The 11903-nt window shown below is 58.0% G+C and carries 11 protein-coding genes; 6 read left to right on the top strand and 5 right to left on the bottom strand.

Translation table 11 applies throughout. The annotated features are described in order from the left end of the window. Positions 1–24: 24 nt before the first annotated feature. The gene (gene tusA / locus ACM6IN_RS18550; RefSeq protein WP_007910424.1) at positions 25–276 is read right to left on the bottom strand and encodes a sulfurtransferase TusA; all 252 of its coding nucleotides are present in this window, start codon (positions 274–276) and stop codon (positions 25–27) included. A 165-nt stretch (positions 277–441) separates the two neighbouring features. Next, on the bottom strand, positions 442–1515 hold the full coding sequence (gene rlmM, locus ACM6IN_RS18545) for a 23S rRNA (cytidine(2498)-2'-O)-methyltransferase RlmM (protein WP_095114296.1): 1074 nt from the start codon (positions 1513–1515) through the stop codon (positions 442–444). A 222-nt stretch (positions 1516–1737) separates the two neighbouring features. On the opposite strand from rlmM, the gene acnA reads away from it, so the two are divergent. Further along, a complete protein-coding gene (acnA, locus tag ACM6IN_RS18540) occupies positions 1738–4479 on the top strand; it encodes an aconitate hydratase AcnA (protein WP_414916502.1) in 2742 nt (913 codons plus the stop codon). A 289-nt stretch (positions 4480–4768) separates the two neighbouring features. Here acnA and ACM6IN_RS18535 read toward each other — a convergent pair whose 3' ends face one another. Together ACM6IN_RS18535 and ACM6IN_RS18530 are read right to left on the bottom strand one after the other, a co-directional pair. Further along, positions 4769–5581: an aminoglycoside phosphotransferase family protein gene (locus ACM6IN_RS18535; RefSeq protein WP_414916501.1), complete on the bottom strand. Its 813-nt coding sequence runs from the start codon at positions 5579–5581 to the stop codon at positions 4769–4771. Beyond that, complete coding sequence (locus ACM6IN_RS18530; protein WP_414916500.1) at positions 5571–6059, bottom strand: SRPBCC family protein; 489 nt, start codon at positions 6057–6059, stop codon at positions 5571–5573. The genes ACM6IN_RS18535 and ACM6IN_RS18530 overlap by 11 nt, the downstream gene beginning before the upstream one ends. A 196-nt stretch (positions 6060–6255) precedes the next feature. Here ACM6IN_RS18530 and ACM6IN_RS18525 point away from each other — a divergent pair, with 196 nt between their 5' ends. The 5 genes from ACM6IN_RS18525 (at position 6256) to ACM6IN_RS18505 (ending at position 9786) form a co-directional block, all read left to right on the top strand. Beyond that, positions 6256–7176, top strand: coding sequence for an ADP-ribosylglycohydrolase family protein (locus ACM6IN_RS18525; protein WP_414916499.1), 921 nt, complete (start codon positions 6256–6258; stop codon positions 7174–7176). A 57-nt stretch (positions 7177–7233) separates the two neighbouring features. Further along, positions 7234–7638 carry a lysozyme inhibitor LprI family protein gene (locus ACM6IN_RS18520; RefSeq protein ID WP_007910413.1) on the top strand — a complete coding sequence of 135 codons (405 nt, stop codon included), beginning with the start codon at positions 7234–7236 and terminating at the stop codon, positions 7636–7638. 569 nt (positions 7639–8207) lie between these two features. After that, a complete protein-coding gene (locus ACM6IN_RS18515) occupies positions 8208–8813 on the top strand; it encodes a hypothetical protein (protein ID WP_007910411.1) in 606 nt (201 codons plus the stop codon). Between the two features lie 9 nt (positions 8814–8822). Continuing rightward, positions 8823–9029 (top strand): helix-turn-helix domain-containing protein, encoded by a 207-nt coding sequence (locus ACM6IN_RS18510; RefSeq protein WP_007910409.1) that lies wholly within the window; start codon positions 8823–8825, stop codon positions 9027–9029. An 85-nt stretch (positions 9030–9114) separates the two neighbouring features. Further along, on the top strand, positions 9115–9786 hold the full coding sequence (locus ACM6IN_RS18505) for a hypothetical protein (protein WP_414916498.1): 672 nt from the start codon (positions 9115–9117) through the stop codon (positions 9784–9786). Between the two features lie 65 nt (positions 9787–9851). Here ACM6IN_RS18505 and mrdA read toward each other — a convergent pair whose 3' ends face one another. Further along, positions 9852–11744, bottom strand: a complete 1893-nt coding sequence (mrdA, locus tag ACM6IN_RS18500) for a penicillin-binding protein 2 (protein ID WP_414916497.1) — start codon at positions 11742–11744, stop codon at positions 9852–9854. Positions 11745–11903: the final 159 nt, after the last annotated feature.

Here is an 11903-nt window from a genome sequence, read left to right as displayed (position 1 = left end):
TTTGGTTTTGCGTTCGCCTGGGATTCAGGCGTGTTTCTTGCGAATCCAGTACAGATAAGTACCGGCCTCTTCGTGCTGGCTCACCAACTCATGGTCGAGAAACACGCAGAACTTGGGGATATCGCGTTTGGTCGACGGGTCGGTGGCGATCACCTTGAGCAGGCCGCCAGGTACCAGGTCACGGATGTGCTGGTGCAGCATCATCACTGGCTCCGGGCAATTGAGGCCGGTGGCGTCAAGGGTGCCGTCGACCGGGGTATCGATCATTTCACTCATGATTCACTCCTGAAACTGGCCGGCATTGTCGCGCATTGCCAGGTATTCGGTCATCTGTGGCGTTACGCCACACCCTGTGTAGGAGCTGCCGAAGGCTGCGATCTTTGCTTTTTAAGATCAAAAGATCGCAGCCTGCGGCAGCTCCTACAGGGGCTTTGCGGTGTATCAGCGGGATTTGGCTTTCTTGGTATCGTGACGACGCAAGTGGCAGGTCACTTCTTCGCGGTCGTGATACAGCTGCTTGCAGCCGATATCGACCTTGATCCCGCGCGCCTTGAAACCATCGGCAATGCGTTCGAGCAAGCGCTTCACTTCGGCGTAACGCTGTTTCATCGGCAACTTCAGATTAACCACCGCCTCGCGGCAATGCCCCTCGCCGATCCACTCTTCAAGCATCGCGGCATTACGCGCCGGTTTCTCGACGATGTCGCAGACCATCCAGTCCACCGGTTGCTTGGGCTTGAAGGTAAAACCGTCGGCCATCAGGTGCTGCACCAGACCAGTGTCCATCAGGCTTTCCGCCATAGGGCCGTTGTCGATGGCGGTCACCAGCATGCCGCGATTGACCAGTTGCCAGGTCCAGCCACCCGGCGCAGCGCCGAGATCAACGCCAGTCATGTCGCTGTGCAGCCGATCTTCCCACTGATCACGCGGGATGAAATGGTGCCACGCCTCTTCCAGCTTCAACGTCGAACGGCTGGGCGCCTCACGCGGGAACTTCAAGCGCGGAATACCCATCGGCCACATCGCCGAATTACCGGCATCGGCCATGCCGAGAAACACTTCACGACCGCTCTTGAAGGTCAGCAGCAGTCGCGGTTTATTCGCGTCTTCCACCAGTTTGCCGGCACCGATCAGAGCCTTGCGCAGCGGACCTTCGAATTTCTTGCAAAAGTTCGACAGCTCTTTGCCGTCATTGGTGTCGACGACCTCCAGCCACAGGCTGCCGCACACCGGAAAATCCGCCATGTGCGCAAGGATCACACTGATGCGATCGTTTTCCGGCAGATCGATGAAGACGCCGCGCGCCCATTGGCGCGGGAAGATCAACTCGGCAAAACGCTGGCCGCGCATCAGGCGCTCGGCGCCGTCTTCTTCGGTGCAGACAAACTCGGCGCACGCGGTGGCCGCTTTGGCCTTGGCGTAGCCGGCCACATTGAGTTGGGCGGCGAGGTCGGAAATCTCCGAACAGACTTCGCCTTCGAAGCCTGGCCGGCAATGCATGAATAGGGTGTTCATTCTTACTCCTGGGCAGAGGGCGGTGATTCGGCCCCTGCGCGATGCTCAGGCCTTGCGCTGAAGCAAAGCCTGTCACGAAAACCGGCGCATGATAGCCGATGTCGGAACCTTGGACTTGCCCATAGAGTCCAGTTATTAGCCAGCTAATGAAAACAGGGCTACGTTGATAGCTCTGCCCGTCCCCTCAATCCGTAGCCGTGCGGATTCAAAGGAGTGATTGTAATGCCGTCCCTCGATAGCCTGAAAACGCTCAAAACCCTGCAAATCGACGACAAGACCTACCACTATTTCAGTTTGCCGGATGCCGCCAAAAGCCTGGGCGACCTCGACAAGCTGCCGATGTCGCTGAAAGTCCTGCTGGAAAACCTGCTGCGCTGGGAAGATGAAAAAACCGTCACCGGTGCCGACCTCAAGGCCATTGCCGCGTGGCTCAAGGAGCGTCGCTCCGACCGGGAGATCCAGTACCGCCCTGCCCGCGTCTTGATGCAAGACTTTACCGGCGTACCCGCCGTGGTCGACCTCGCCGCCATGCGCGCAGCGATGGCCAAGGCCGGCGGCGATCCGCAGCGAATCAATCCGTTGTCGCCAGTGGATCTGGTGATCGACCACTCGGTAATGGTCGACAAGTTCGCCACCGCCAGCGCGTTCGAGCAGAACGTCGACATCGAGATGCAACGTAACGGCGAACGTTATGCCTTCCTGCGTTGGGGCCAAAGCGCCTTCGACAACTTCAGCGTGGTGCCGCCGGGCACCGGCATCTGTCACCAGGTCAACCTTGAATACCTCGGCCGCACCGTGTGGACCAAGGATGAGGACGGCCGCACCTACGCCTTCCCCGACACGCTGGTCGGCACCGACTCGCACACCACCATGATCAACGGTCTCGGCGTACTCGGCTGGGGTGTCGGCGGGATCGAAGCCGAAGCGGCGATGCTCGGGCAACCGGTGTCGATGCTGATTCCGGAGGTGATCGGTTTCAAACTGACCGGCAAACTCAAGGAAGGCATCACTGCAACTGACCTGGTGCTGACCGTCACACAGATGCTGCGCAAGAAAGGCGTAGTGGGCAAATTCGTCGAATTCTACGGTGACGGCCTCGCTGATCTGCCCCTGGCCGACCGTGCGACCATCGCCAACATGGCCCCGGAATATGGCGCGACGTGCGGCTTCTTCCCGGTTGATGACGTGACGCTGGAATACTTGCGCCTGTCCGGTCGGCCGCCTGAGGTGGTGAAGCTGGTGGAGGCCTACACCAAGGCTCAGGGCCTGTGGCGCTTACCCGGTCAGGAACCGGTGTTCACCGACAGTCTGGCGCTGGACATGGGCAGCGTCGAAGCCAGTCTGGCCGGGCCGAAACGACCGCAGGATCGTGTCTCACTGCCGAATGTGCCGCAAGCCTTCAGCGACTTCATCGATCTGCAATTCAAACCCACCAGCAAAGAAGAAGGACGCCTGGAAAGTGAGGGCGGTGGCGGTGTCGCGGTAGGGAATGCCGATCTGGTCGGCGAAACCGAATACGAGTACGAAGGCCACACCTATCGCCTGAAAAACGGCGCCGTGGTCATTGCCGCGATCACCTCCTGCACCAACACCTCCAACCCGAGCGTGATGATGGCCGCCGGACTGCTGGCGAAAAAAGCCGTGGAGAAAGGCCTGACCCGCAAACCGTGGGTGAAGAGTTCGCTGGCGCCGGGCTCGAAAGTGGTCACCGACTACTACAAGGCTGCGGGGTTGACGCAATACCTCGATCAGCTCGGGTTTTCACTGGTCGGCTACGGCTGCACCACCTGCATCGGCAACTCCGGGCCGCTGCCGGAACCGATCGAGAAAGCCATCCAGAAAGCCGACCTGACCGTGGCATCGGTGCTCTCCGGCAACCGCAACTTCGAAGGCCGCGTGCATCCGTTGGTGAAAACCAACTGGCTGGCCTCGCCGCCCTTGGTGGTCGCCTACGCCTTGGCTGGCAGCGTGCGCAGCGACATCAGCAGCGAACCGCTGGGCGAAGATCAGCAAGGCAATCCGGTGTATCTGCGGGATATCTGGCCGACCAGCAAAGAGATCGCCGATGCGGTGAATCAGGTCAGCACGGCAATGTTTCACAAGGAATACGCCGAGGTGTTCGCCGGTGATGAACAATGGCAGGCCATCGAAGTGCCGCATGCCGCGACTTACGTGTGGCAGGACGACTCCACCTACATCCAGCATCCGCCGTTCTTCGACGACATTTCCGGGCCGCTGCCGGAAATCAAGGATGTCAAAGGTGCGCGGGTGTTGGCCCTGCTTGGCGATTCGGTAACCACCGACCACATCTCCCCTGCCGGCAACATCAAGGCTGACAGCCCGGCCGGACGTTATCTGCGCGAAAAGGGTGTCGAGCCTCGGGACTTCAACTCTTACGGCTCACGTCGCGGCAATCATGAAGTGATGATGCGCGGCACCTTCGCCAATATCCGTATCCGCAATGAAATGCTCGGTGGTGAAGAAGGTGGCAACACGATCTACATTCCGACCGGCGAGAAACTGGCGATCTACGACGCGGCGATGAAGTATCAGGCTTCGGGCACGCCGCTGGTGGTGATTGCCGGGCAAGAATACGGCACCGGTTCCAGCCGCGACTGGGCGGCCAAGGGCACCAATCTGTTGGGGGTGAAAGCGGTGATCGCCGAAAGCTTCGAGCGGATTCACCGTTCCAATCTGGTGGGCATGGGCGTATTGCCGCTGCAGTTCAAGCTCGATCAGAATCGCAAGAGCCTCAACCTCACCGGCAAGGAAACCTTTGAGATCCAAGGGCTGACCGGCGTCGAGCTGACACCGCGGATGAATTTGCCGCTGGTGATCACCCGTGAGGATGGGCGTCAGGAAAAGATCGAGGTGCTGTGCCGGATCGATACGTTGAATGAGGTGGAGTACTTCAAGTCGGGCGGGATTCTGCATTACGTCCTGCGCCAACTGATCGCATCGTAAGATCTGCGGATGCAGAAACACCGCCATTCGGCGGTGTTTCTGTTAGAGCAATGCACTTTTCTGTGGACGAAAAAAAACCCGCCGAAGCGGGTTTTTCCCAAGACCATTATCGACTCCCTGTCGGCAGCGATCCTTGCAAATGGTCGATCATCCGTGATCCTGAAACACTCCCTGTGTCTCAGTTGATGTGTGTAGATTACCCACTGGATCCAATCGGCAATAGTCGTAAAAGCTACCAGTGCGTGTAAGACATTCGCCATAGCAACCCTTCCGAAAACCCCTAGCCTTGTCAGGCATCAAGCATGGAAGCGGCGATCTGCGCGACTTTCAGCTGCCCTGAGGCCTGCTCCAGCGCGTCATCCTCCAGAAACCACGCAGCGGACAAACCGGAAAACGCCAATACCCATTGCAGCAGCCTGCGTCGATCAAGCCCGGCAGCCTCGACAATCACATCCAGCTGCCGGCGAAAGCGCTGGGGATCGGTGGCTGTCGGCAAGTCCGGGTTGCAAATCAGGTTGGCGTAATCAAAACCGCGCTCGCCCCTGACCCGTTTCGGATCGATGGCCAGCCAGCCGCGCGACTCGAAATCCAGCACATTGTCGTGATGCATGTCGCCGTGCAGCACTACGACATCCTGTGGATCGACGAGCAGGGCTTCGGCGGTTTGCAGGCTCAGGGTATAGAGGCCACCATGTTGGGCCGCTGCGATGCGCAGCGACGCAAACCATGGCCCCAACTCCAACAGCGGCGGTGGCTGTGTCGGACGCGGCGCATGCAATCGCGACAGCGCCGAACAGAGAATCCGGCTTGCCTCGTCGTCTTCGCCATTCAGCGCCATGTGCATCAGCGAGCGTCGGCCCATGGCACGCTCCATCAACAGGCCATCCTCGTGGTGCGCCAACACTTGCGCAGCGCCGTCACCCTCCCACCAGGTCATCAATCGATTGCCGTGCTTCTCGTCGACATCCAGCGCCACCTTGAGCATGGCCGGCTTGTCGTTCAGGCGTACCGGCAGCAGTCGGCTGCCAAGCGTGATGATCGGTGCGCCGTCCGTCACTAATGACCAGCGTTGCAGCCACGGCTGGAAAATATCAGCCGCCATCACGCTCCCTGGCTTTGGCGCTCTCGGCAAGAAACTGTTCGAGTCGGCTCAACTGTTCTTCCCAGCCACGGCTATCCATGTAATACGCCTCTTTCTGGCGAATGTCGGGAATGTGCGCGAAGCCCGATTCAGAGACCTTCAGCAGCGTTCCGCCCTCGAAGTCTGCCAGCTCGAACCTGACCAGCGTGGTCGGCTCCTGGGAATAGTCGATCTTCGGGTTCACCGCATACGGATGCCAGCGAAACGAAAACAACTGCTGCGGCTCGACCCGCTCGATCAGCACATTCCACAACACATGTTCATAACCTGGATACGTGACCTGCCCTTGCGTCCATTCACCGGCAATAAACCGTCTGCCCTCAAGCGCCACCCCAAACCACTGGCCAAACGCTTCGGCATCGACCAATGCACGCCAGACATGCGAACGCGGCGCCTTGAGCGTGATTTTGCGTTCGAAACTATTGGGTACTGGTTTCATACGTCACCTCCTGTTCTGAACACTAGGCCTGTATGACCACATGTCCAATGTGAAGTTGTATCAGGGCGGTGCAGTCGTTCACCAGCAAGGACACATCAAGCTGCACTTTTTTACCGGTGCCGTGATGGTTCCAGACACCCTGCGCCCAACGAAACTGTTACCTTTTCCAGCGAATTTGAATCTACAAGGACGAATCATGCCGCCATCCCTCGCTGAACGTTACCGCGGTGCTCTGCTCGGTCTTGCGTGCGGCGACGCTGTCGGTACTACGGTTGAGTTCAAACCACAGGGATCATTCCAACCGTTGACCGATATGATCGGTGGTGGCCCATTCCACCTCAAGCCCGGGCAATGGACCGATGACACCTCGATGGCGCTGTGTCTGGCGGAAAGCCTGTTGAACAAAAATGGATTCAATGCTGCTGATCAAATGGGCCGCTACCTCAACTGGTGGCAATGGGGTTATCTGAGTTCGACCGGTGAGTGTTTCGATATCGGCATGACCGTCAGTCAGGCGCTGGCGCAATATCAACAAACCGCTGATCCCTTCGCCGGTTCGCCCGACCCGTACAGCGCCGGCAACGGTTCGCTGATGCGCCTGGTACCGGTGGTGCTGTTCTACTTTCCCGACGCCCGGCAAATCCAGAGCTTTGCCGCCGACAGCTCGCGAACCACCCACGCAGCACCTGAAGCCATCGAATGCTGCCAATTGTTGGCCGCGGTGATCGCCAGTGCGCTTGAAGGCGCGAGCAAAGCAGAACTGCGTCAACTGCCACTCGCCAGTTTCTCGCAGCCCAAGGTCGCTTCCATCGCGCGTGGCGATTATCTCAGCCTGTCCGAGACGGACATCAAGGGCAGCGGCTACAGCGTACAGTCGCTGGAAGCGGCGTTGTGGTGCTTTCATCACACGAACAGCTTCGAAGCCGCCATTTTGCAAGCCGCCAACCTGGGCGATGACGCCGACACCACCGCCGCGATTACCGGTCAGTTGGCCGGCGCCTATTACGGCGTGCGGGGGATTCCTGAACACTGGCTGGAAAAGCTGCACGACGGTGAAGAGATTGCGGCGACCGCCGACCGTTTGCTCGCGGCTTCCCGAATGCGCCCGCAAGAATAGACGCGACACAGCCGCTACACTGCTCGGCACTTACCTTCGATACAGCGAGATTTGACCATGTCCCCACGCCTGCTTCTGGCCCTGACACCCTTTCTGTTGACTCCCCTCGCCCACGCCGCCGTCGACTGCGCGAATGCCAGCGATCAGGCGACGATGAATCAATGCGCCGGGGAGGACTTCAAAGCGGCGGACAAGGCGTTGAACGCGGTGTATCAGCAAATCACCGGGCGTTTGAAGGACAACCCGGATGGCAAGAAGCTGTTGGTCAGTGCACAACGGGCGTGGATCGGGTTTCGCGATGCAGAGTGCAAGTTTTCATCTTCCGGAGTTACTGGCGGGAGCGTTTATCCGTTGATCTACAGCAACTGCCTGACGAGCGTGACCAAGGTGCGGGTTGAGGCGCTGAAACAGTATTTGAAGTGTGAAGAAGGTGACATGAGCTGCCCGGTGCCGGGGGCCTGATTTTTGCGGCGGTATTGAGGGATCTTTCGCGAGCAGGCTCTATCCCACATCGGAATGCATTTCAAATGTGGGTTAACGCCCGTGCAATGCGTTGCGCGTGATCATGTTTTGCTCAGGCCGATACGACTCGGCCCTGTGCACACTCGCGCACACGACAGGTGCACCACTGCGCAAACTTTCCTCAAGCAACTGAGGGGGACTGGTCGGTCAACTTGAAAAAGGTTCGCCGCTCGCGGGAAAACTTCATTACCGAAATCAAGTAAGCCCTATACGAGCGGGCGACTGAAGCATGCCTGTGGCGTGTGTCCCCGCTCTAATCAATACCTGCCCCGTCATCGATACCAGCGCTCACCGAGTGGATCGCGCCCCTCCTCTGCTATGGACTTGCTTCGAATTCGACAGCCTATCGACATTGAAATCCCCCAAAGCGAATGCACTGAAGATGCTGCTGTAGCCCAGGCACCTCGACACCAAGAGCGACCTTCACAAAATAGGAACAATTTATTATTGCGATTCGATAATTTAACATCGAGAATTAGTCATTCCCAATGACACCGCAAGGATTTTTCATGAGTACTCGTAACAACGGATTGGCACTGCAACGCATGCATTGGGTCGGACTACTGGCAGCGATTCTTGTCTGGGTTTTGGGGGTGACCGAGGTTGGTGGCAACGCTTCGATCTGGTTCTTCAAAACGGATGAAATGCTCGCGGCTCTGCTCTACGCCTTCGCCGAAAACTCGCCGCAATTGCTTGATCCGTTTGTCGAAGGTGCTCTGCTTGCCCCTGACACATGGCTCTCGCCACTGGTCACTGCGCTGCTCGTCGTTCTGGATTTCCTGCCCGTTCTGCTTTCGACCTACGTACTCTGGCTGACAGGGTTGTTTTTCCTGCGCTTGTCCCGCGGCGAAACCTGGACCGAGCGCAACATCAAGCTGCTGTGGCGAGTGGGGATTCTGTGCATCATTTCTCCGGCCGCCTACCCGCTGGTAGAGACCTTGCAAGGTTTGACACTGTCGATTGATCTGCCACCTGGAGATCGCATTTTTCAGTTCTCGATTGGCCTGTCTTCCACTTCTGCCTACGAGATTGTCAAAGGCGTATTGCTCTGTTTGTTTTCAATTATCATGCGCGATGCAAAAGTACTCAGCGATGAGCAAAGCCAATACATATAGAACAATACAATGACCATTATCGTCCGCCTTGACGTTGTCATGGCCACGCAAAAAATTCGCTCGAAAGAGTTGGCCAGCCTGCTGGGCATCACCGAGGCCAATCTGTCATTACTGAAGAATGGCAAGGTCAAGGGCGTGAAGATGGCCACCCTGGACAAGCTCTGCGCAGCACTCGATTGCCAGCCAGGCGATTTGCTGGAATACCAGAAAGACTGAGCCTTGCGCAGGCGCGCAAGTTAATTGTCGCCAGTCCACACCGTTTAACTCTTATTCAATCCTTAGTTTATAAGGCGGCTTTGTCATGACCCGGTTTTTACTCTGCGCGCTGTTTTTACTGACAGCGTTGATCAGCGGCTGCGCCACGCAAATGGACGTAGCGCTAAATGCGACACCCGATCCGGACTATCATTTTGACCGAAAGGCGATTGTGCTGGTGACGTCTGCGAGTGGCAGCGACGAAAACGCTCTTAATGCCCGCTACTATCTTCGCGACATGGTTAACGCGCTGAAAGACAGAGGTTTCCAGGAGGTCTATACCGACGCCAGTCTGCCGAAGAACCATGCGCCGATAAAAATGACCGTCAGCCTCGATGTCGGCAGCCGACAGGTGACCTACCGCTATACCGCCACCGACTATGGGCAAGTGCCGACCAGCACCTCTACCGTGTGCAAGACCAGCAAGAAAAAAAACGATCGACTGACCTGCACGAGTAAACCGAACACGACCTATGGACCGGTAGGGACCTCGGAGCGCACCGGTCACACCACGCTCAGCACCTTCGTTGCCACTGCCCGCGATGATGTCAGTAAGCGCCCGGTCTACCTGCTCCGCGCTTCGTCCTATAACGAGGACTGCCAATCCTCCAAGGTTGAAGACTTTCTAGTGGAACAAGGCTTGCAGAACCTGAACTTCGAGGACCGTCTGCAGCGCAATTACACCGTCACGATGCCCGAGGGTTACCGCTGCAAATAGGCTTTGCAGGACAGTTCACAGTACCGGCTCAGCTTGCATGAGCCGGTACTGTGAACTGTTGAAGGTTAAACGTGCGGATCACCCGGCGCTTTGGTCGGCGCGGCGTACTGCGGCTTGAGATGGCCGTCCTGATCAAGCAGCCAGGCGTCCATGATCTGCCGCACCACAGGGCCTGCGACACGACCACCGGCCTCGCCGTTTTCGATCATCACCGAAATCGCGATCTTCGGATGCTCGGCCGGGGCGAAGCCAACGAACAAGGCGTTGTCGCGATGGCGTTCCAGGGTTTTCTCGCGGTTGTATCGCTCGCCCTGCTTGATCGCCACCACTTGCGCGGTACCACTCTTGCCGGCGATGCGATATTGCGCACCGGCGGCGGCCGCACGCGCGATACCCCGGGCATCGTGCATCACCATCTGCATGCCGTGATTGACCTGCTCCCAGTCTCGCGGATCCTTGAGCAGGATGTTCGGCATCGGATGCTCATCGACCGGGGCGATGCCATCGACGGTTTTAGCCAGGTGCGGCCGGTTCCATACACCTTTGTTAGCGATCAATGCCGTGGCTTGAGCCAGTTGCAGCGGCGTGACCTGCATGTAGCCCTGGCCGATGCCAAGGATGACCGTTTCGCCAGGGAACCAGGCTTGCCGGCGGGTCGCACGTTTCCATGCTTGCGATGGCATCAGGCCGGGCGACTCTTCGAACATGTCCAGCGAGACTTTCTCGCCGAGGCCGAACATCGCCATGTAATCGTGCAGTCGATCGATACCGAGCTTGTGGGCCAGATCATAGAAATAGGTGTCATTGGAACGCATGATTGCCGCGTCCATGTCTACCCAACCGTCGCCGCTGTGATTCCAGTTGCGATACTTGTGATCGAAGTCCGGGAGCTGGTAATAACCGGGGTCGAAGACGCGGGTTTGCGGCGTCACAACACCAGCGTCTAGACCGGCGATGGCCACCTCTGGCTTGATCGTCGAGCCCGGTGCATAGAGGCCGCGCAGTACGCGGTTGAACAAAGGCCGGTCGATCGAATCTCGCAGTGCCGAATATTCCTTGGAGCTGATACCGGTGACGAACAGATTCGGATCGAAGCTGGGATTGCTGACCATGGCCAACACTTCGCCGGTCGACGGATCGAGCGCTACCACCGAACCACGACGATCGCCAAGCGCGGCTTCGGCAGCTTCCTGCAGCTTGATGTCGAGGCTCAGGACGATGTTCTGACCAGGCACCGGATCGGTGTGTTTGAGCACGCGGAGTACGCGACCCTGGGCGTTGGTTTCGACTTCCTCGTAACCGACGTGGCCGTGTAACTGCGCTTCGTAGAAACGCTCAACGCCGGTTTTGCCAATGGATTGGGTACCGCGATATTCGACCGAGTCGAGGGTCTTGGATTCTTTTTCGTTGATCCGGCCGACGTAACCGATCGAGTGGGCAAAGTGCGCGCCAAGTGGGTAATGGCGGACGAACTGTGGCTCGACATCCAGACCGGGGAGGCGGAACTCATTGACGGCTAGTACGGCAATTTGCTCTTCCGTCAGCTCATAGAACAGCGTCACCGGCGTAAACGGGTGGCGGGACTGCTTCATGGCTTTATCGAAGACTGTGCGATCTTCTGCAGGCAGGTGCAGGAGATTGATGACCTCATCCAGTTCTTGATTGACGTCGTTAGCGCGTTCGCGGGTGATGGTCAGGTTGAAACTGGGGCGGTTATCGGCGAGCAACACGCCATTGCGGTCGTAGATCAAACCGCGTGTCGGCGGGATCGGCAAGACGTGGACGCGGTTGTTTTCGGAGATGGTCGAGTGATAGTCGAATTCCACCACCTGAAGGATGTACAGGCGCACGACAAGGGCGCAGCTGATGGCGAAGACGAACAAGGCGCAGGCGATCAGCCGTTTGTTGACCAGGCGCGTCTCTTTTTCGTGGTCCTTGATCGGGATGGGTTCAGGCATTTCTACAGCAACTCTTTGACATAAATGAGTGCCGATCCGTGGGCATGACATCAGTCCGTTAAAAAACGAGCTGCACCATACCAAAAACTGCCCGGTCATTTCAGAAGGAATTTCCCCAATGGCCGTTTCTTGCGACGGCTGGGACAGCGTTGTCCCGCG

The sequence above is a fragment of the Pseudomonas sp. IT-P395 genome (genome assembly GCF_949767675.1).
Classification (GTDB): domain Bacteria; phylum Pseudomonadota; class Gammaproteobacteria; order Pseudomonadales; family Pseudomonadaceae; genus Aquipseudomonas.
This window is presented reverse-complemented; position numbering and strand designations above follow the sequence as displayed.